This window comes from Hanstruepera flava, from assembly GCF_023634025.1.
Lineage (GTDB): Bacteria > Bacteroidota > Bacteroidia > Flavobacteriales > Flavobacteriaceae > Hanstruepera > Hanstruepera flava.
This window is the reverse complement of the sequence record NZ_JALJCW010000001.1, coordinates 1-20,216: the sequence shown is the minus strand read 5'-3', so window position 1 is coordinate 20,216 and position 20,216 is coordinate 1. Positions and strand designations below refer to the sequence as shown.

Annotated in this window: 20 protein-coding genes; 10 read left to right on the top strand and 10 right to left on the bottom strand. The window is 34.6% G+C overall.

Annotation, left to right across the window (positions count from 1 at the left end):
* Positions 1 to 35: 35 nt before the first annotated feature.
* The 4 genes from MTX13_RS00100 to MTX13_RS00085 are packed head-to-tail and all read right to left on the bottom strand — an operon-like array spanning position 36 to position 2,992.
* Positions 36 to 758, bottom strand: a complete 723-nt coding sequence (locus tag MTX13_RS00100; RefSeq protein WP_250432342.1) for a head GIN domain-containing protein — start codon at positions 756 to 758, stop codon at positions 36 to 38.
* A gap of 24 nt (positions 759 to 782) precedes the next feature.
* Positions 783 to 1,877, bottom strand: coding sequence for a hypothetical protein (locus MTX13_RS00095; protein WP_250432341.1), 1,095 nt, complete (start codon positions 1,875 to 1,877; stop codon positions 783 to 785).
* A complete protein-coding gene (locus tag MTX13_RS00090) occupies positions 1,855 to 2,415 on the bottom strand; it encodes a hypothetical protein (protein ID WP_250432340.1) in 561 nt (186 codons plus the stop codon). The genes MTX13_RS00095 and MTX13_RS00090 overlap by 23 nt, the downstream gene beginning before the upstream one ends.
* Positions 2,416 to 2,425: 10 nt before the next feature.
* On the bottom strand, positions 2,426 to 2,992 hold the full coding sequence (locus MTX13_RS00085) for an RNA polymerase sigma factor (protein WP_250432339.1): 567 nt from the start codon (positions 2,990 to 2,992) through the stop codon (positions 2,426 to 2,428).
* Positions 2,993 to 3,227: 235 nt separating this feature from the next.
* On the opposite strand from MTX13_RS00085, the gene lon reads away from it, so the two are divergent.
* From lon to MTX13_RS00045, 8 genes are all read left to right on the top strand, one after another.
* The gene (gene lon, locus MTX13_RS00080; protein WP_250432338.1) at positions 3,228 to 5,678 is read left to right on the top strand and encodes an endopeptidase La; all 2,451 of its coding nucleotides are present in this window, start codon (positions 3,228 to 3,230) and stop codon (positions 5,676 to 5,678) included.
* A 112-nt stretch (positions 5,679 to 5,790) separates the two neighbouring features.
* Positions 5,791 to 6,810, top strand: coding sequence for a type IX secretion system protein PorQ (gene porQ, locus MTX13_RS00075; protein ID WP_250432337.1), 1,020 nt, complete (start codon positions 5,791 to 5,793; stop codon positions 6,808 to 6,810).
* Positions 6,811 to 7,503: a (d)CMP kinase gene (gene cmk / locus MTX13_RS00070; protein ID WP_250432336.1), complete on the top strand. Its 693-nt coding sequence runs from the start codon at positions 6,811 to 6,813 to the stop codon at positions 7,501 to 7,503.
* A gap of 180 nt (positions 7,504 to 7,683) precedes the next feature.
* Positions 7,684 to 9,534, top strand: a complete 1,851-nt coding sequence (rpsA, locus tag MTX13_RS00065) for a 30S ribosomal protein S1 (protein WP_250432335.1) — start codon at positions 7,684 to 7,686, stop codon at positions 9,532 to 9,534.
* A 98-nt stretch (positions 9,535 to 9,632) separates the two neighbouring features.
* On the top strand, positions 9,633 to 10,172 hold the full coding sequence (gene pyrR / locus MTX13_RS00060) for a bifunctional pyr operon transcriptional regulator/uracil phosphoribosyltransferase PyrR (protein ID WP_250432334.1): 540 nt from the start codon (positions 9,633 to 9,635) through the stop codon (positions 10,170 to 10,172).
* Between the two features lie 4 nt (positions 10,173 to 10,176).
* Entirely contained in the window at positions 10,177 to 11,106 is a 930-nt protein-coding gene (locus tag MTX13_RS00055) for an aspartate carbamoyltransferase catalytic subunit (RefSeq protein WP_250432333.1), read from the top strand.
* A gap of 4 nt (positions 11,107 to 11,110) precedes the next feature.
* Positions 11,111 to 11,443: a ribonuclease Z gene (locus MTX13_RS00050; RefSeq protein ID WP_250432332.1), complete on the top strand. Its 333-nt coding sequence runs from the start codon at positions 11,111 to 11,113 to the stop codon at positions 11,441 to 11,443.
* Between the two features lie 57 nt (positions 11,444 to 11,500).
* Entirely contained in the window at positions 11,501 to 12,406 is a 906-nt protein-coding gene (locus MTX13_RS00045; RefSeq protein WP_250432331.1) for a ribonuclease Z, read from the top strand.
* Here MTX13_RS00045 and MTX13_RS00040 read toward each other — a convergent pair.
* Complete coding sequence (locus MTX13_RS00040) at positions 12,396 to 12,812, bottom strand: hypothetical protein (RefSeq protein WP_250432330.1); 417 nt, start codon at positions 12,810 to 12,812, stop codon at positions 12,396 to 12,398. The genes MTX13_RS00045 and MTX13_RS00040 overlap by 11 nt on opposite strands.
* Positions 12,813 to 12,874: 62 nt before the next feature.
* On the opposite strand from MTX13_RS00040, the gene pdxH reads away from it, so the two are divergent.
* Both pdxH and MTX13_RS00030 read left to right on the top strand, forming a co-directional pair.
* On the top strand, positions 12,875 to 13,522 hold the full coding sequence (pdxH, locus tag MTX13_RS00035) for a pyridoxamine 5'-phosphate oxidase (protein ID WP_250432329.1): 648 nt from the start codon (positions 12,875 to 12,877) through the stop codon (positions 13,520 to 13,522).
* Between the two features lie 165 nt (positions 13,523 to 13,687).
* Positions 13,688 to 14,182, top strand: coding sequence for a CAP domain-containing protein (locus tag MTX13_RS00030; RefSeq protein ID WP_250432328.1), 495 nt, complete (start codon positions 13,688 to 13,690; stop codon positions 14,180 to 14,182).
* Positions 14,183 to 14,324: 142 nt separating this feature from the next.
* Here MTX13_RS00030 and MTX13_RS00025 read toward each other — a convergent pair whose 3' ends face one another.
* The 5 genes from MTX13_RS00025 to MTX13_RS00005 all read right to left on the bottom strand — a co-directional run.
* Complete coding sequence (locus MTX13_RS00025) at positions 14,325 to 14,888, bottom strand: hypothetical protein (RefSeq protein WP_250432327.1); 564 nt, start codon at positions 14,886 to 14,888, stop codon at positions 14,325 to 14,327.
* Between the two features lie 153 nt (positions 14,889 to 15,041).
* A complete protein-coding gene (locus MTX13_RS00020; protein ID WP_250432326.1) occupies positions 15,042 to 15,497 on the bottom strand; it encodes a hypothetical protein in 456 nt (151 codons plus the stop codon).
* Positions 15,498 to 15,733: 236 nt separating this feature from the next.
* The gene (locus MTX13_RS00015) at positions 15,734 to 17,656 is read right to left on the bottom strand and encodes an OmpA family protein (protein ID WP_250432325.1); all 1,923 of its coding nucleotides are present in this window, start codon (positions 17,654 to 17,656) and stop codon (positions 15,734 to 15,736) included.
* A 13-nt stretch (positions 17,657 to 17,669) separates the two neighbouring features.
* Positions 17,670 to 18,599 carry a PorP/SprF family type IX secretion system membrane protein gene (locus MTX13_RS00010; protein ID WP_250432324.1) on the bottom strand — a complete coding sequence of 310 codons (930 nt, stop codon included), beginning with the start codon at positions 18,597 to 18,599 and terminating at the stop codon, positions 17,670 to 17,672.
* Positions 18,600 to 18,610: 11 nt separating this feature from the next.
* Positions 18,611 to 20,216: gliding motility-associated C-terminal domain-containing protein (locus tag MTX13_RS00005; RefSeq protein WP_250432323.1), on the bottom strand; the 1,606-nt coding region annotated here is incomplete at its 5' end.

Below are 20,216 nucleotides of genomic sequence, written 5' to 3'. Positions count from 1 at the left end.
TATATAGGGCTTTTTTTATAATTTATATTAAGAAATTAATTACCTCGTATAGTGCCAGAACCCGACACTTTAGTATCCTCTTTTTCAGGATTACCTTTATAAGCTATATCTCCAGATCCAGAAACACGGCCTCTAATACTCTTATTGCTTACAACTTGGGCATCGCCAGATCCTGAAATAGATACTTCAGTATTATCAGAGTTTAAATTAAAACCTTCAAAATCTCCTGAACCTGCAATGTTGGCTTCAAGGTTTGTGGTGTTACCAGATAATGTAATGTCACCAGAGCCTGCTATACTACTTTCCACTGAAGTAGCTTTGACGTCTAATTTAACATCGCCAGAACCGGCTAATGATACATTTAGATTAGTAGAAGTAATTGTAGTTTCGCTCCACAAATCACCTGAACCAGCAAGAGAAACACTATTGATATCCTGTATAGGTATGGTTACTTTAATGGTTTTTCCTAAACTACTTTTTAGGTTAATGCCATTTTCAGACTTGACAACTAATTTACCGTTTTTTACTTCTGTAATAATGTGTTTTAATAAGTTTTCTTCGCCCTCAAGTGTAATTTTTCCTTCAGTACCAGCTACTAAAACATAATCAAAAGATCCGGCGCAACTTACACCATCATAATCACTTGTGGTTCGTGTTTCCGTTGTCATATTACCATTTCCAGAAACTTTTTTCCAATTTTGCGCACAGCTAAATGCTGTAACAAATAAGACAGATAATAATAATACTTTGTTTTTCATGGTTTGTGTGTTATTTGATTGATATTAATTTCTATTTAATTTTACGCTACCGTAATCAGAGTTTATCTTTATTAAGTTTCCAGAATTATTTGAGCCATAATATCCTGCATAATATTTTTCTCCAGACTCTTCTCGACTTTTATTGAATTCCAAGTCATCTTTTCCACTTAATGAGGCATATTCCAAATTCATTTCAAAGTTAAATTTATAAGCGCTATCGTAACCAATATGAATACCTACATAGTCAGAGTTTATGGTTATGTTCCCTGCATTGGCAGTCATTCGCTTAATTTTAATAGACCCGTAATCCGCATCGATAGTTACATTTTTATAAATATCACCTAAAACAACCGTTAAGTAGTCGCCATTTCCGGTTACATTATTGGCTTTTTCAGCGGTTAAGGATCCGTAATCACAATCATAGGTAATATCTTCGGCTATTTCAAATTTTGATTGCGTATAGTCTGCTGATAGTCTAATGTTTTTGGCTTTGGCTACGGTAAACCCACTATAATCAGCATCTATTGTTCCGCCACCTATATATTCAAAGTAACACCCTTGACTGTAGTCAAAATTCAATGAATTATCTGTGCTCATTAATTCTTTAGTTGTAATTTTTCCATAATCACAGCTAATTGAAGCTTTACCTTCTAATCTATCTAAATTTATACTTCCGTAATCATTGTCTAGTTTTACAGAATTAGTAATGGGCATTTTTATTACATAATTAACACTCATTTTCGAGTTCCCATTGCTGCCCCAATTCCACCAAGATTTAGATTTATTTTTATTAAAAATTGTTTTGGCGTAAACTTGGTTTGAACTGGCATCAAAGTCTACCGTAATTTCATCTAGTTTTTTAATGACTTTGTCTTCGTTGCTACCTTCGACAGTTATGGTAACTTCGATATCAATACGGTTTTCGTTCCAAGTTACAATGTTTAGATTACCATAGCTGTTATCTACCTTTAATTCGGCATAGCTATTTACATTAAACGATTTTGTAATGGTTTTCTCTTTCTTGTGCTTTGCTACTTTGTTTGGGTTTACTGATGCTATAATAAGTGTAGGCATCAATAAAAGCACAATTAGGGTTTTAGATAGTATTGTTGTTTTCATGTTTACTGTTTTTTAATTGTTCAACTATTTCAATTTGTTGTAAAGTATTCTGTAATATTTCAATGCGATTTTGAAAGTTTGAAATCATAGCATAAATAACACGCTGGTCATTCCCGCTTTCAGTTAGATCTGTTATTAACGATTCATATTCGATTTCTAAACGTTTCATTTGATTAAGGGCATCCTGAATGAGTACTTTGGTTTCAGGATTGGTGGCATCTTCAAGTTTCTTTAATTCCATAGCAATAGTAGAGGTAAAGAAGTCTTGGGTTTGTGCCATTTCTGGAGATACACTAGCTAAACCGTTAGCGTTTGCATCTTGATTATTACCGAAGGTCAATACTAATATTAAGACAATAGAAGCTGCTATACCAACTAACGGTTTCCAAATAGCCCCATGTTTTTTGCTCACGTCAACCGTTTTGTTTTGATTGTTTAGTTTAGCCATAAACCGTTTTTTATGGTCCTCATGAGGTGTTTCATTATCAAAACTACCTTGTAGATCTTTAAAAAGAGTGTCTAAATTATCTGTGCTCATAATACGGTTTTTAATAATTTACTATTGGTTTTAGTTTTTTACGCAAACTTTCTTTTGCTCGTGAAATTGTTGTTCTGCAATTGGCATAAGAAAGATTCATGATATCTCCAATTTCCTCGTAATCATACCCTTCAATTAAATGTAATGTTAAGGCAATTCTGTAATTGTCCTTTAATTGGTTTAAAGTATTCAAAACCAACTTTGCTTTATCGCTTGAGGATGATGTATCGCTATCAAGGCCTTGATGAACATCATCTTCAACTTTATGCATTACATGCTCAAAAGGAACGTTTTGGTACTTACTGTTTTTATTGAAACGGTAAATACTGTTGTTAATAACAATTCGTTTTAGCCATGAACCAAATGTCACTGTATCTTTAAGGCTATCAAGTTTTGAAAAAGCAGTTAAAAACGCATCTTGCATGACGTCTTCTGCTTCAAAGCTATCTTTTACAATCCTAAATGCTACGTTATACATGGCTTTATAATAACGATTGTAAACTTCCAATTGCGCAAATTGGTTTCTAGCCCTACAGAGCTCTACAAGCTCTTCGATATTTTTGGTGGTTAGTGTCAAAAAATCAAATTGTTATATTAAAGAGTAGCCAGATTTTGATTTGTTACACTTTTTGAAAAAAAACTTTTTAGTATAATATTCATGGCATATAAATTGAACTTATAATAGCGTTATAAATACAATAATTAAATTAAATAGTTGATTATTAGTTTTATAGCATAAATGTTAATATTTAAAAATACAATAGAAATTCTGTTATTTGAAGTAAAAATGACAGAATGACTTAAATATATCTATGAAAAAATCTAATTTTTTAAGCCTTGACAGTTTGTCATTACAGGATTTTGATGAAAATTCAGAATTAATTCCCTTAATGACACCAGAAGACGAAGAAGAAATACGAAAAGAGGAACTTCCCAACTCATTACCTATACTTTCACTACGTAATACGGTATTGTTCCCAGGTGTTGTTATTCCTATCACAGCGGGTCGGGATAAATCTATTAAGTTAATTAAAGATGCCAATAATGGTAGTAAAGTTGTAGGTGTAGTATCCCAAAAAGATGAAGCGGTTGAAGATCCAACGGCAAAAGATATTTTTAAAACCGGAACGGTTGCGAGAATTTTAAAAGTACTGAAAATGCCTGATGGTAACACAACTGTTATTATTCAAGGTAAAAAGCGTTTTCAGGTTAACGAAGTGGTGTCTGAAGAGCCTTATTTAAAGGCTACTGTAAACGAAGTGCCTGAAGCTAGACCTGCTGCTAAAAACAAAGAGTTTGAGGCGATAATAGACTCAATTAAAGAATTGTCACTTCAAATTATTAAGGAGAGTCCCAATATTCCAAGTGAAGCCTCATTTGCCATTAAAAACATAAAAAGCGATTCGTTTTTAATAAACTTCGTGTCCTCTAATATGAACCTATCAGTCACTGATAAGCAAAAATTATTGGAAATAAATGACTTGAAAGAACGTGCGCTAGAAACTTTAAAGTATATGAATATTGAGTTTCAAAAATTGGAATTGAAAAACGATATTCAGTTAAAGGTTCAAAGTGATATGAGCCAACAGCAGCGTGAATACTTCTTACACCAACAAATGAAAACCATTCAGGAAGAGCTTGGAGGTGTCAGTCATGATGAAGAGTTGGATGACATGAAACAACGAGCCAAGTCTAAAAAATGGCCTGAAAAAGTAGCCAAACATTTCGATAAAGAGCTGGCTAAAATGCATCGCATGAATCCTCAAGTTGCAGAGTATTCTATCCAGCGCAACTATTTGGATCTCTTTTTAGATTTGCCCTGGAATGACTACAGTAAGGACAAATTCGATTTAAAACGCGCCAAGCGTATTTTAGATCGAGACCATTACGGTTTAGATGATGTTAAGCGACGTATTATAGAACATTTGGCGGTTATTAAACTCCGAAACGACATGAAATCGCCAATACTCTGCTTATATGGACCTCCAGGTGTTGGTAAAACCTCTTTAGGTAAATCTATAGCAGAAGCTTTAGGAAGAGAATATGTGCGTATGTCATTAGGTGGTTTGCGTGATGAGGCAGAAATACGTGGACACCGAAAAACATATATTGGTGCCATGCCTGGTAGAATTTTACAAAACCTAAAAAAAGCAGGTACTTCAAACCCAGTTTTTGTTTTAGATGAAATAGATAAACTTTCAAATTCGCATCAAGGCGATCCATCATCGGCTATGCTAGAGGTATTGGATCCAGAGCAGAATAGTGAATTCTATGATAACTTTTTAGAAATGGGTTATGACCTTTCTAAAGTGATGTTTATTGCAACCTCAAATAGTTTGTCTACCATCCAGCCAGCATTATTGGATAGAATGGAGGTTATTAACGTTACAGGTTATACCATTGAAGAAAAAGTTGAAATAGCCAAGCGACACTTATTGCCTAAACAACTAAAGGAGCATGGTTTAACAGAAAAGGATTTGAAAATAGCTAAACCACAATTAGAAAAAATAGTTGAAGGTTATACAAGAGAATCTGGTGTTCGTGGTCTGGAAAAGCAATTGGCAAAAATGGTACGCTATGCAGCTAAAAATATTGCCATGGAAGAGGATTACAATATAAAAGTAACCAATGAAGATATTGTTGAGGTTTTAGGTGGACCAAAATTGGAGCGTGACAAATATGAAAATAATAATGTTGCTGGTGTAGTAACAGGATTAGCTTGGACACGTGTAGGAGGTGACATCTTGTTTATAGAATCTATCTTATCTAAAGGCAAAGGTAACTTAACGGTTACTGGTAATTTAGGTAAAGTCATGAAAGAATCGGCTACCATAGCTATGGAGTATATTAAGGCTAATGCTGATGAATTGGGTATTAATTCAGAAATTTTTGATAAGTATAATGTGCATATCCACGTACCTGAAGGCGCGACACCGAAAGATGGGCCTAGCGCAGGAATTACCATGCTTACTTCATTAGTGTCTTTATTTACACAGCGTAAAGTAAAGAAGAGTATAGCCATGACAGGTGAAATTACACTTCGTGGAAAAGTGCTTCCTGTGGGTGGTATTAAAGAAAAAATCTTGGCCGCAAAACGCGCTAGAATTAAAGAGATTTTACTTTGTGAGGACAACAGACGTGATATAGAGGAAATTAAACCTGAATATTTAAAAGGCTTGACTTTTCATTACGTTACAGATATGAGTGATGTAATTAAATTAGCATTGACAAATCAGAAGGTTAAGAATGCTAAATCGCTCTAAAACATATGATTAATAGTAAAGAACCTCGATTTAAACTCGAGGTTTTTTTATGTATTAAAAATAATTTATACTTGCAACCGTTTTAAGATAGATTTAGTTACTTTGCAACTTTATGATTAAGAGAGTTACCACTGTTATTTGTGTTTTTTTCAGTGCATATTTATGCGCTCAAGTTGGTGGTGAAACTACATATCAATTCCTTAATCTTATTGCTTCGCCTAGACAAGCAGCTTTAGGTGGTAAAGTATTTACAAATATAGATTACGATGTTACACAAGCCTTAACAAATCCTTCAGCAATTAATGTTGAAATGGATAATCAATTGGCTATAAATTACTCAAGTTATTTAGGAGGCATTAGTTATGGTACTGGAGCATATGGATATACTTGGGATAGGCGTGTGTTAACGTTCTTTACAGGTATTACCTATATTAATTACGGTAGCTTTGATGGTTATGATGAACAAGGTAATCCTACAGGATCTTTTAGCGGTAATGAAGCGTCTTTGTCGTTTGGACATTCTAGACAAATTGGGTATTCTGATTTTTATGCTGGAGGAACTATTAAACTAATCACTTCAAAACTAGAGCAATATTCATCATTTGGGGCTGCCATTGACGCTGGCTTGATGTATATTAATGAAGATATTGAATTTCAAGCCACATTGGTAGTCAGAAACCTAGGGATGCAAATAACTACCTATGCTGGGCAAAATGAACCCTTGCCTTTTGAAATTGCTTTTGGAATGTCTCAAACATTAGAGAATGTACCTTTACGTTGGCATCTTACACTAGAGAACTTACAGGTTTGGCCATTGGCAGTTAGTAATCCTGCTCGAGCAGAAACTGATTTGGAAGGCAATCAAACACAAGAAAAAACAGGGTTTTTCACTAATCTTTTGAGCCATACAATTCTTGGCGCAGAACTTTTTCCTGAAGGTGCATTTAACATTAGATTGGGTTACAATTTTAGGAGAGGACGTGAATTGCGTATTGATGAGCAACGAAATTTTTCGGGAATTTCGGCTGGAATAGGCTTGCAACTCAATAAATTTAGATTTAGCTTTACCCATGTGCGCTATACCAGTGCATCGAATGCTAATTTCTTCGGAATGCAAATAGATTTAAGATAAATGCAAAAGATTACGATTGCTATAGATGGTTATTCTTCCACTGGGAAAAGTACTGTTGCAAAACAACTGGCTAAGTATCTAGGATATGTTTATGTAGACTCTGGAGCGATGTATCGTGCCATTACGCTATTTGCTATGGAGCAAGGTTTTATAAGCGACGATCATTTTGATGTTAAGGGTTTAATTTCAAATCTAGAACTAGTTCAAATTTCATTTAAGCTAAACAAAGAAACACATGTGGCAGATGTGTATTTAAACGGTATTAATGTTGAAAAAAGGATTCGAACGTTAGAAGTTTCCAATTTTGTAAGTCAGGTAGCAGCCATATCTGAAGTAAGGAGTATGCTGGTAAAACAACAACAACAGATGGGAGAAGAAAGAGGCGTTGTTATGGATGGGCGAGATATAGGTACTGTTGTGTTTCCTAAAGCCGAATTAAAGATTTTTATGATAGCCTCTGCCGAAAAACGTGCGCAAAGACGTTATAAAGAATTAATAGAACGTGGAGATAATGTGGATTATAGCGAGGTTTTGCATAATATTCAAGAACGTGATTATATAGACACACATCGAAAAGATTCTCCATTAATTAAGGCTGATGACGCCATAGAAATAGATAACTCTAACCTGACTTTAGACGAGCAATTTCAAAACATATTGCAACTTACCACCCAAGTGTTAGAAGGCTTATAATAAATATTTAATTTTCAGTCAATAAGCTATTGTTTTATTAAGGAAAAAGTAGTATTTTTGCACTCCTTTTTAGCAATGCATTGGAAATTAAGAAGGGAAAACGAAATATAATATAACACTTCTGTGTGTTAATTGCTTAAAATTTCCAGAACATAACAGAATACAAATTATTATCAGCATATGGCTGAAAAAGCAAAACAAGCGGAAGTTGAAGCAACTGAAGCACAAGCAGTTGAAGCAACTGAAACTGAAACTCAAACAGTTGAAGCTCCAGTAGTATCTGAAGCTCAAAAAAATCCTGAAAAATTCTTAAAAGATTTTAACTGGCACAATTACCAAGAAGGTATTGATGAGGTTGAAGATTCTCAATTAAAAGAATTTGAAAAATTAGTAGCAGAAAATTTCGTTGACACTTTAGATGATGAAGTTGTTGAAGGTGAAGTTATCCACATTACAGATCGTGATGCCATTATTGACATCAACGCTAAATCTGAAGGTGTTATTTCATTAAACGAATTCCGTTACAATCCAAACTTAAAAGTAGGAGACAAAGTAGAAGTATTAATTGATGTTCGTGAAGACGCTACTGGTCAGTTAGTATTATCACACAGAAAAGCACGTGTTATCAAGGCATGGGATCGTGTGAATGCTGCTCACGAAAGTGGTGAAATCGTTAATGGTTTCGTTAAGTGTAGAACTAAAGGTGGTATGATTGTAGATGTTTTTGGAATTGAAGCATTCTTGCCAGGTTCTCAAATTGACGTGAAACCAATTCGCGATTACGATCAATACGTAAATAAAACAATGGAATTCAAAGTGGTTAAAATCAATCACGAATTCAAAAACGTTGTGGTTTCTCATAAAGCACTTATTGAGGCTGATATAGAGGAACAAAAGAAAGAAATTATTGGTCAGTTAGAAAAAGGACAAGTATTAGAAGGTGTTGTAAAAAACATTACTTCTTATGGTGTGTTTATTGACCTTGGTGGTGTAGATGGTTTAATCCACATTACAGATCTTTCTTGGTCTCGTATCAACCATCCAAATGAGATTGTTGAGTTAGACCAAAAATTAAACGTTGTTATCCTTGATTTTGATGAAAACAAATCAAGAATCCAATTAGGTCTTAAGCAATTATCTAAGCACCCATGGGATGCTTTGGGTGAAGACGTTAAAGTTGGTGATAAAGTAAAAGGTAAAGTAGTTGTTATTGCAGATTACGGTGCCTTTATTGAAGTTGCTGATGGTGTTGAAGGTCTTATCCACGTTTCTGAAATGTCATGGTCTACACATTTACGTTCTGCTCAAGATTTCGTTTCTGTTGGAGATGAAGTTGAGGCTCAAATCTTAACATTAGATAGAGAAGATCGTAAAATGTCTTTAGGTATTAAGCAATTAACACCAGATCCATGGACAGATATTACATCTAAATACCCAGTAGGTTCTAAACACACTGGTACCGTTCGTAACTTTACAAACTTTGGTGTATTTGTTGAATTGGAAGAAGGTATTGATGGATTAATCTATATTTCAGATTTATCTTGGACCAAGAAAATCAAACACCCAAGTGAGTTCTGTAACGTTGGCGATAAATTAGACGTTGTGGTTCTTGAGTTGGATGTTGAAGGGCGTAAATTAAGTTTAGGTCACAAACAAACAACTGAAAACCCTTGGGATAAGTACGAAGAAGAATTTGCTGTTGGAACCGTACACAAAGCTGAATTGACTGAAATAGTTGACAAAGGTGCAACTATCGATTTTAATGAGGATATTGTAGCTTTCGTTCCTTCTCGTCACATGGAAAAAGAAGACGGTAAGAAACTTAAGAAAGGTGAAGAGGCAGAATTCAAGATTATTGAATTTAATAAAGAGTTTAAGCGTGTAGTTGCTTCGCATACAGCTATCTTTAGAGAAGAAGAAGCTGCTAATGTAAAAGCTGCTGCTAAAAATGCTGCTGCAGAGGTTAAGCCAACTTTAGGTGATGCCAATGACACATTGCAAGCTCTTAAAGATAAAATGGAAGGGAAATAATAAGCTCTCCATTATTAAGCGTAAAAGCCTTCCAATTTTTGGAAGGCTTTTTTATTTTTTTGCATTATCTTTGTTCTCCAAACACGTTTGGATAGTTTATGAGTCAAAAAGTTTTACTTAACGCTAAAGAGGTAAACATCATTCTTCATCGATTGGCTTGTCAACTTATTGAAAACCACAACGACTTTACCAATACAGTTTTAATAGGCTTGCAGCCAAGAGGTAGATATATGGCTAACCGGTTGGCCCAAATGCTAAAAGAGGAGTATAAAATAAAGAATTTGCAACTCGGGCATTTAGATATCACATTTTTTAGAGACGATTTTAGAAGAAGCGATAAGCCTTTGGAAGCCAATACCACAGAAATTAATTTTCTTGTTGAGAACAAAAAAATTGTTTTCATAGACGATGTGCTGTATACAGGTAGAAGTATTCGGGCGGCATTAACCGCTATTCAGTCTTTTGGTCGACCAAACGAAATTGAATTGTTAACTTTAATAGACAGGCGTTTTAGTAGACATTTACCCATACAACCCAATTATAAAGGACGGCAAGTAGATGCTATTAACGAAGAAAAAGTAATCGTACATTGGCAGGAGGAGCAAGGTGAAGATGCGGTTTACTTAATAAACAAATAAAAGTATGAGCGAGTTAAGTGTCAATCACTTATTGGGAATCAAATATCTTAACAAGGAAGATATTAAGCTTATTTTTGAAACAGCTGACCACTTTAAGGAAGTGATTAACAGACCGATCAAAAAAGTGCCATCGCTTCGTGATATTACTATTGCTAACTTATTTTTTGAAAACTCCACTCGAACAAAACTGTCTTTCGAGTTGGCTGAAAAACGCCTTTCAGCAGATGTTATAAACTTTTCGGCATCACAATCATCTGTTAAAAAAGGGGAAACTTTAATAGATACTGTCAATAATATTCTTTCTATGAAAGTGGATATGGTGGTCATGCGCCATCCAAATCCAGGAGCTAGTGTGTTTTTATCCAATCATGTTAATGCGAGTATTATTAACGCTGGTGATGGCGCACACGAGCACCCAACCCAAGCCTTGTTGGATTCGTATTCCATTCGTGAGCGGTTAGGTGATGTAAAAGGAAAGAAGGTTGTAATAGTTGGTGATATATTGCATAGTCGCGTGGCTTTGTCAAATATATTTGCTTTAAAAACGCAAGGTGCTCAAGTTATGGTTTGTGGGCCAAAGACCTTAATTCCGAAGTATATTGATAAGTTGGGAGTTAAAGTTGAAACCAACTTGAGAAAAGCCTTAAATTGGTGTGATGTGGCCAATATGCTTCGTGTGCAGAATGAACGCATGGCGGTTAGCTATTTTCCTTCCACAAGAGAGTACACGCAGCAATATGGTGTCAATATGGAATTGCTAAATTCATTGGATAAAGACATTACCATTATGCATCCTGGTCCAATAAATAGAGGAGTTGAAATTACCAGTGATGTAGCAGATTCAGATCAAGCCATTATATTGGACCAAGTACAAAATGGTGTAGCCATTAGGATGGCTGTTATTTATTTATTAGCTTCAAAAATAAAACAGTAACACTATGATATTTGATAAACAAGATAACATAACTGTTATAACCCAGGAAAAGGCATCAGTTATAGAGCTAGTCAAGAAATTAGACGTTTTATTCGATCGTTTTAAAAACGATAATATCATAATTAGCTTAACCAGTTTGCGGCAAATTCCGCTTAGTGATATGGTGGAGTTTTTAAATTTATCAAACACGCACAGGCAAGCTAAAAATTCCTTTGTAATTGTTACCGACAAAGTGAATTTTGATGAGATGCCAGATGAGCTGGTTGTTGTTCCTACAATGCAGGAAGCTTATGATATTATTGAAATGGAAGAAATGGAACGCGATTTAGGGTTTTAGTGTGAAATGATTATTGTGCATTCCACCTAGCCTCTAAAAAACAATGCATATTAATAGATGAAATTAACCATATTAGGTTGTCATAGTGCTACGCCACGTGTAGACACCCATCCAACCTCCCAAGTATTAGAAATAAAAAACAACATTTTTTTAATTGATTGTGGTGAGGGTACCCAAGTACAATTGCGGAAAAACAGGGTTAAGTTTTCCAGAATCAAGCATATTTTTATTTCCCATCTTCATGGTGATCATTTTTTTGGCTTAGTAGGGCTTATTTCAACATTTAGGTTATTAACCAGAGAAACCGATTTACATGTTTACGGTCCCAAGGGTATAAAAGATGTTATAACACTCCAATTAAAACTGGGTAATTCCTGGACGGATTATAAGCTAATTTTTCATGAACTCACTTCTAAGGAATCAGAATTAATTTACGAAGATGATAAAGTGACCGTGCATACCATTCCCTTAAAGCATCGTATTTATACCAATGGTTTTTTGTTTCGGGAGAAATTGGGTGAGCGTAAATTAGACTTAAACGCTACTTTAAACGCTAATATTGATAAATCTTACTACCGAAAATTAAAACAAGGTTTTGATGTGGTGAATGAAGATGGTAAACTTATTCTAAATGCAGATGTAACTAAAGATCCGGCAAAACCAAAAAGTTATGCCTATTGTAGCGATACCGCATACACGGAAACGATTATTCCTATTATTAAAAATTCAGATGTATTGTATCACGAATCCACATTTTTAGAAAAGCATGCCCATCTATCAAATCCTACAAAACACAGTAGCGCTATTGATGCAGCTACTATTGCGCAAAAGGCAGAAGTTGGTCAGTTGGTACTTGGACATTATTCTACACGTTATGATGACATTTCGGGTTTTAAAGAGGAAGCACAAACTGTTTTCGAAAATGTAGAATTGGCAGAGGCGGGAAAAGTGTTTACGTTTTAAACTCGTCAAGATTTTGTATCCAGTGAATGGCTTCTTCTAAACTAGAACAGCGTTTTAAACTGTTTTTAGTGAATTGTTTTTCAAGAGTTGCATTCATATAACCAAAATCATCATGAATAACAACAGCACTAGCTACTATAAAGCCAAACTCTTTGTTAAAAGCAGACCATAAATGAGGATCAATAGAGTAGGAGTTTATTCTGTTGGAGATATATCCAATCTTTATTTTATTTCCATAATGTGCTATTAATTCATATGAAACTTCTTGTATTTTTTCCCAGTCAAAGTGAATGCCTTCATGTAATTCTGAAATAATAAAGTTTTCAAATAAATAAAATTCACCGAAGGGGAATACTAGTTTTCTGTGTTTTAACCGGTTAAAATAAATACTATTTTCAAATTTCATTTTTGTAATTAATCCTTAAATTTATATAAAAAATTAAACAAGACAAGAGCGAATAGTAATTTATGGATGCAGATTTAAGTAATTATAGAAGGTCGTATGAAAAGAATGAATTGTCGCTTTCTAAAAGCCCAGAAAACCCCTTTGAATTGTTTAGGGATTGGTTTTTAGAAGTAGATGAGCATTTTCCGGAAGACGAAAATAATGCCATGACTATATCTACACTGGGTTTAGATGGCTTTCCAAAAAACAGGGTTGTTCTGTTAAAGCGCTATACTTATGAAGGTTTTATATTTTATACCAATTATAATAGTGAAAAAGGCAGAGCCATTCAAGCGAATCCTAATGTATGCTTGTCCTTTTTTTGGCATGGTGCCGAACGGCAAATTATAATAAAGGGTAAAGCCGAAAAAATTGCTGAAAACTTAAGTGATGGTTATTTCGAATCTCGACCAAGGGGAAGTCAGCTAGGCGCTTTAGTTTCTAAACAAAGTGAAGTTGTTGAAAGTAGGGCAGTGCTTGAAAATAAATTAAAACGATTGGAAGAGCAATTTGTGAATAAAGATATACCAAGACCAGATTTTTGGGGAGGTTTTATGGTAAAGCCTATTGAGTTTGAATTTTGGCAAGGACGCGCCAATAGACTGCATGATAGAATTCGCTACAAGCTTGATAATGAATACAATTGGGTAAAAACACGATTATCGCCATAAAAACATCGGTAAAGTGTGGTTTTAAGGCGGTAAAAAACACTAAATATCGATTAAAAACATTAAAAATCGATAAAATGCATGTATTTTATCGATTTTAACATTTCATTAACAGTCTTTTTAGGTTAGGAAGTTAATTTTACTATCCCAAATCTAAATAACCTAACAATGAAAAGACCTACGTTACTACCAGTTGTGGTTTTATTTGCTATGTTCATGTTTTCATGTTCATCAGATAACCTGGATGAAAAAGCCGAAGCTTATAACGCCAATCTAGTTATTCCTGAAGCGAAGAGTATTGAAGTTGAAATTCTAGAGCTTATAAACGATCATAGACTTAATTTAGGTTTAAACCCATTGTCTGACATGGGTATAATTAAATCACAAGCTTATAATCATACTACATATATGTTGGCACAAAATGCTATTTCGCATGATAATTTTTTCTTGCGCAAGTCGTATTTGCAAAGTAATGCTGGAGCAAATAAGGTTTCAGAAAATGTGGCCTATGGTTATACAAGTGCGCAATCTGTAGTGAATGCCTGGTTGAATAGTGATGGGCACCGCGCCAATATTGAAGGTAACTTTACCAATTTTGATATTTCGGCAGAGCAGGATAACGATGGTAACTGGTATTATACAAACATATTTGTAAAGAAATAATTAGAATATTGATTAATAGCAATTCACGATTACTTTACATTTAAAAAGCGACTTTATAGTCGCTTTTTTGTTTAAAGCATATTGGGCTTTGGTTACAAGTTTATTAAATGTTTAACTCAGTTCTTTGTTGGCAACTGGCTTTTTATTCTATATGATACCATTGATATTCTTTTCCGTTCCAAAATATAATTCCGCCACCGTGAGATTCTTCAACGCTTATATAAATTCCGTTTCCAATAAGTTTGAAATTCTTGCTTTCGTCTTGTCCGATTATATCTCCCGTTTCTTCGTCAACTAAAGTCGGTGAGACAATTTCTCCTTTTGGTAACATTTCAAAAACTTCAATCCAATCCAAGTCTGTCATTTCAAACACTTCTTTTCCTGCCCCGAAAATGTAACTTTCGTAATTTACAGAATTGTGAAGTATTAGAACTCCAATTTTTTGATTGATTTTATTTTTTACGATAGAGGCGAAGTCAGTTTTGTTATCTCCGTTAAAGTCTCCTTTTAGATTTTTGTCAGTAACTAATTCTAAAGAATCAGGGACTTTTGATAAGTCAACTTTTTCAATCGGTTCAACTTTCGGTTTATTCGATTCGACTTTTAATTCAGTTTTTTCTTTTTTAGGTTCAGTTTTTCTTTCCGTCTTTTCTTTACAAGACGAAAAGCATAAAATCAGAACTAAAATTGTTATTGTAAATCTCATTTTTCAGCTTGTTGCCAACGGTTGGTGTAAGGATAGTTGCGTGATTAAGCAACTAACTTACCAAAAATGGAATGAACCAGAGGAAAATCCTCAGGATTTTCCGAGTAGGCTAGAACCAAGCAATTATTTTTACACTTTTTTGTAATGCGTTTTTTATTCTATTATGTTTTTATGAATGTCCGTTTGATAAATCTGGTGTTTAAAATCATTTGTATCAATTAAAGTGTCCAGTTTTTTGCTAAAATCTATTTCAAAAACATCGTTGTCAGATTCAGCAACTTTGATTTCGAAACAGTCATTAATTTTAATTCCAATTTTTTCTATTTGTCCGTCTGGTAAATCCTCAATTAAATGAAAAATAGTATCGTTTTTTTTATAATACAGATAGATAACATCTTTTCGGCTTACAAGACCTTTACCTTTTAGGGAATGCGGTTTTAGCTTTTCCACTATTCCATATACCTTGAAGTTTCCGTTTTTAATTTCGTCCGATTTGTTATCAGCTTTTTTCTTGTCAATAAAAATTCCGCCAATTATAATTCCAACGAAAACAACGAAATAAATTATTATCTGTTTTAAAGAGTATTTTGGCTTTTTTTTCTTTCCCAATTAGTTTTGTTTAATGCATTACAACATTAAAATAACACCACTAGTGATGTATTTTATATTATATATATACTTACAAATCTAGTATTTTTTATTTATAAAATTTAAAAGCCACTCGCAAGGAGTGGCTTTTTAGTTAATAAGATTATTGTTAGGAAGGTTTTAATAAATGTAAGCTTATTAAATCAATTTTCTTAAATCTTAATAACTATGTATTGTATGTTAAGACTTAAGCCTTCTTAATTATTATCACTTAATATTATAAATTTAGAACGTCTGTTTTCTTGATGCTTTTCTTTAGAACATTTTACACCATTTGAACATTCGTTAACCAATTGTGTTTCACCATAGCCAATAGCGCTTTCTATACGCTCTGTAGCAATACCTCTAGAATATAAATACTCTTGGGTAGATTTGGCACGACGGTCTGATAACTTCATGTTATATCTGTCACTACCACGACTGTCTGTATGCGATTCAATTTTAATTACCATGTTTGGATGCGCACGCATTACCGAAACAATGTTTTCTAATTCGTAAGCAGCGTCTGGTCTTATGTTCCATTTGTCAAAGTCAAAGAATATAGGATTAATTACAATTTCGTTATCATTAATCAATGGAATTAAATTAAGGTCAACAGTATGTTCTTTGCCATATTCGGTGGTGGTTTTTAATTCCTCTAAAGCATCTTTGTAGTCTTGTTTAGAGCCTAGAATTTTGTATTCCTTATCACAATCGGCTTCTAATTGGTACTCACCATTTTCATCTGTTGTTACTTCAGAAACAATTTTACCAGATTCTTTGTCTATTAACTGAACCGCTACCATAGCAAGAGGAGTTAATAGTTTGCTATCTCTGGCAGTACCTTTTATAATTTGCTTGCATGGCAATTCTTTAAAACCATAAACATCGTCTCCACCTTTTCCTTCTGGTCGGTTAGAGGAGAAGTATCCGGTTTTGGAATCGCTGTCCATAAAGAATGCGAAATCGTCGTAACCACTATTATATGGCGCTCCTAAATTCACAGGTTCTTCTTGAGATCCGTTTTTTAGTATATCGGATTTAAAAATGTCTAATAAACCAAGGTTTAAAAACCCATCTGAAGAGAAGTACAAGGTACTGTCTTTTGCTACAAAAGGAAACATTTCACGCCCTTCAGTATTGACAGTTGCTCCTAAATTTTCAGGAGTTCCATAGCTATCACCGTCAATGGATACTTTATAAATATCTGTCTGTCCAAAACCACCTTCACGATCTGAAACAAAATACAGTGTTTTATTATCTGGACTTAAGGCTGGATGACCTGTAGAATATACATTGTCATTAAAGGGTAATTCTGTTACATTACCCCATTCTTCACCATTTTTAGTGGCCTTGTAAATTTTTAAATGCGAAGTTCCTTTTTTATCGTAAACAGGTCTGTTTCTACTATTCACGTTATCACGAGTAAAATACAAGGTGTTACCATCGTTAGTAAGACATGCACTAGCCTCGTGAACATCGTTACGTTGTTTGTCTTCAAAAGCCAGTAGGGTTACATTGCTAACAGTAGCGGTACCATCTTCTTCGTTTATAGAAATATCACCTTTGTAGATATCTAAATAAGGTTCTCCATTCCATTTGTAGATTTCGTTTTCGGTATTTCTAGATGAAGAAAAATAAAGCGAACCTTCATGAATAAAACCTCCAAAGTCGGCATAATTTGTATTGCTATCTAAATTTTTTGTCTCAACGTATATACCAGTTGTAGATTCTAGTTCTTCATAAATACTCAAATTACCTACACTTAAATCGGCTACACGACTATCGGAACTTTGAATGTCTTTAAATTTAGACAACCATTTATCAGCTTCTACATAATTACCCAAACTACGTTGTGTTTGGATATACTTGTAAATATATTCAGGGTTGATATCTGAATATTTATTTAAAGCTTTTTCATACCATATGGCGGCTTGTTCTGAATTAGAATTGTTGTAATAACAGTCTCCCAAACGTGTTAAAACATGCTCGCTGCTATCACCTTTTTTTACAGCTTCCTGATATAAATCAGCTGCTTTTAAATAGGCATAATTCTCGAAGAATTTATCTCCTACTTTGCTTTGCGAAAATAGAATTGTACTACTTAATGCAATTATTGCGAATATAACTTTAGTTTTCATACGATTTTATTTTTTAGAAGTATCTAGGTGATTTAATTCGTTTCATTTTAAATAGCTCAAACATGATAAGCACTTCATGTGTTCCTCCAGTATAAGCATTAATATCAGATAATGGATACTCATACGAATAACCAATTCGTAATTGTTTAGAGACTTGAAAATCTGCAATACCAGCAATTGCTGATGTATTTTGATCTAATCTGTAGCCACCACCTATCCAAAACTTTTCGTAGAACAAGAAGTTGGCTGTTACATCATAAGAAAGTGGAGCACCATTAACTGCTTTTATTAAAAAGGCTGGTTTTAATTTGGTGTTTTCACCCAAATCGAATACGTAACCACCTGTAAAATAGTAACCAACGCGTTCTAGTGCAGCATATTCTTGTCCATTATTATCTTCATCATTATAATCATTTGTTAGAATTCTTGGAGCTGACAACCCTAAATACCATCTGTTAGTGTGCCAATACACACCAGCACCAATATTAGGACTCCATCTATCATCTATTCCATATATACTTGGATCTGATGCACTGAAGTCTGCAGAATATCTATCAAGTGTGTAACTTGTAAAACCAGCTTTAATACCAAATGCTAGTTTAGTGTTTTCACCTGTTTTAATGGTATATGAAAAGTCACCATATAAGTATGTGAAACGTTCATCTCCTAGTTTATCATTAATAAAAGACATACCGACACCTATTTTATCATTTCTCAATGGAGAGTTAATAGAAAGGGTTTGGGTTATTGGTCCTCCATCAAAGCCAACCCATTGACTTCTATGTAGGCCAACTATACTCAATGTTCCTCTACTACCTGCATATGCTGGGTTAATAGAGATAGTATTATACATGTATTGTGTGAATTGCGGTAATTGCTGTGCAATTCCAACCGTACAACTTAATAATGCTAACGCAATTATATAATGTTTAACAAGTTTCATAGGTTAAAGTTTTATTTGGTTCCTACGTAGAAGTAACCAGTAATTGGTTTTAATCCACTGTTTTTTAAATTAACAATATAGTAATATGTCCCAGTTGGTACGGTATCTGCGCCACCAAATGATGATTTATGTGCAGAACCATTCCAGTTATTTTGATAATTGTCAGTTTCAAAAATCATTGCTCCCCAACGGTTAAATACTTTAATATCAATTACAAATCCACATTCTTCAATACCAGTAACTTCAAAGTACTCATTATATTGGTCACCGTTAGGTGTTACTGCAGTAGATATTACAACATCTTCTAAACCACATGGCAATACAATACAATCATCATTAACTGTTATCGTAACTTCAGTTGTGCTTAAACAACCGTTATCCATAACCGAATAGCTGAAAATGTAATCGCCAAGCTCAACATCTAGAGGATCAAAATAGCTTCCGTCCAATGTGGTGTCTCCAGATTCCACAACCCAAGTTCCAGAATCATCAGTACCACTATAATAGTCGAACAAGTCAATTATTCCATCTTCTGTACATCTACTGTCCGAAATTTCAGTTACAAAGTTTTCATTAGTTACAAAAACATATTGTTCAATCATATCTTTATTACCACAATTGTCGATTACAGACCAAGTCCAAATAATTTCATAATCATTTTCAGAACCATCAGACGTGTTAGTTACAACAAAATCTACAATAGTTACATCGCCTGAGCATTCATCAAATTCTAAAGTTGGCGGTTCAGGAATTTCACTACAAACAACCGAAAGATCAGATAAATCGTTTGTTGCCTGCGGAGGAATTGTATCTATTACATTAATAGTCTGTGAAACCGAAGATGAATTGTTACAGTCATCAGTAAAGGTCCAAGTACGTGTGATGATAATGTTACACGGATCAGAACTATCGGTATTGTCCACACCAGTCACGGTAATATCACCGGCACAGTTATCGTTAGCAGTCAGGTCACCCGGAGCAGGCACATCTGCGATACACTCGTAAGTGATATCAGCAGGAGCCGAAGGCGCAACAGGCGCTATGGTATCAGCCACCGTAATAGTCTGTGAAACCGACGATGAGTTGTTACAGTCATCAGTAAAGGTCCAAGTACGTGTGATTATAATGTTACACGGATCAGAACTATCGGTATTGTCCACACCAGTCACGGTAATATCACCGGCACAGTTATCGTTAGCAGTGAGGTCACCCGGAGCAGGCACGTCCGCGATACACTCGTAAGTGATATCAGCAGGAGCCGAAGGCGCAACAGGCGCTATGGTATCAGTCACCGTAATAGTCTGTGAAACCGACGATGAGTTGTTACAGTCATCAGTAAAGGTCCAAGTACGTGTGATTATGATGTTACACGGATCAGAACTATCGGTATTGTCCACACCAGTCACGGTAATATCACCGGCACAGTTATCGTTAGCAGTCAGGTCACCCGGAGCAGGCACATCTGCGATACACTCGTAAGTGATATCAGCAGGAGCCGAAGGCGCAACAGGCGCTATGGTATCAGCCACCGTAATAGTCTGTGAAACCGACGATGAGTTGTTACAGTCATCAGTAAAGGTCCAAGTACGTGTGATTATGATGTTACACGGATCAGAA

What these genes read in the sequence shown, in the direction of transcription:
- MTX13_RS00100 (WP_250432342.1), bottom strand. Translation starts at nt 758, where the DNA reads ATGAAAAACAAAGTATTATTATTATCTGTCTTATTTGTTACAGCATTT.
- MTX13_RS00095 (WP_250432341.1), bottom strand. Translation starts at nt 1,877, where the DNA reads ATGAAAACAACAATACTATCTAAAACCCTAATTGTGCTTTTATTGATG.
- MTX13_RS00090 (WP_250432340.1), bottom strand. Translation starts at nt 2,415, where the DNA reads ATGAGCACAGATAATTTAGACACTCTTTTTAAAGATCTACAAGGTAGT.
- lon (WP_250432338.1), top strand. Translation starts at nt 3,228, where the DNA reads ATGAAAAAATCTAATTTTTTAAGCCTTGACAGTTTGTCATTACAGGAT.
- porQ (WP_250432337.1), top strand. Translation starts at nt 5,791, where the DNA reads ATGATTAAGAGAGTTACCACTGTTATTTGTGTTTTTTTCAGTGCATAT.
- cmk (WP_250432336.1), top strand. Translation starts at nt 6,811, where the DNA reads ATGCAAAAGATTACGATTGCTATAGATGGTTATTCTTCCACTGGGAAA.
- rpsA (WP_250432335.1), top strand. Translation starts at nt 7,684, where the DNA reads ATGGCTGAAAAAGCAAAACAAGCGGAAGTTGAAGCAACTGAAGCACAA.
- pyrR (WP_250432334.1), top strand. Translation starts at nt 9,633, where the DNA reads ATGAGTCAAAAAGTTTTACTTAACGCTAAAGAGGTAAACATCATTCTT.
- MTX13_RS00055 (WP_250432333.1), top strand. Translation starts at nt 10,177, where the DNA reads ATGAGCGAGTTAAGTGTCAATCACTTATTGGGAATCAAATATCTTAAC.
- MTX13_RS00050 (WP_250432332.1), top strand. Translation starts at nt 11,111, where the DNA reads ATGATATTTGATAAACAAGATAACATAACTGTTATAACCCAGGAAAAG.
- MTX13_RS00045 (WP_250432331.1), top strand. Translation starts at nt 11,501, where the DNA reads ATGAAATTAACCATATTAGGTTGTCATAGTGCTACGCCACGTGTAGAC.
- MTX13_RS00040 (WP_250432330.1), bottom strand. Translation starts at nt 12,812, where the DNA reads ATGAAATTTGAAAATAGTATTTATTTTAACCGGTTAAAACACAGAAAA.
- pdxH (WP_250432329.1), top strand. Translation starts at nt 12,875, where the DNA reads ATGGATGCAGATTTAAGTAATTATAGAAGGTCGTATGAAAAGAATGAA.
- MTX13_RS00030 (WP_250432328.1), top strand. Translation starts at nt 13,688, where the DNA reads ATGAAAAGACCTACGTTACTACCAGTTGTGGTTTTATTTGCTATGTTC.
- MTX13_RS00025 (WP_250432327.1), bottom strand. Translation starts at nt 14,888, where the DNA reads ATGAGATTTACAATAACAATTTTAGTTCTGATTTTATGCTTTTCGTCT.
- MTX13_RS00015 (WP_250432325.1), bottom strand. Translation starts at nt 17,656, where the DNA reads ATGAAAACTAAAGTTATATTCGCAATAATTGCATTAAGTAGTACAATT.
- MTX13_RS00010 (WP_250432324.1), bottom strand. Translation starts at nt 18,599, where the DNA reads ATGAAACTTGTTAAACATTATATAATTGCGTTAGCATTATTAAGTTGT.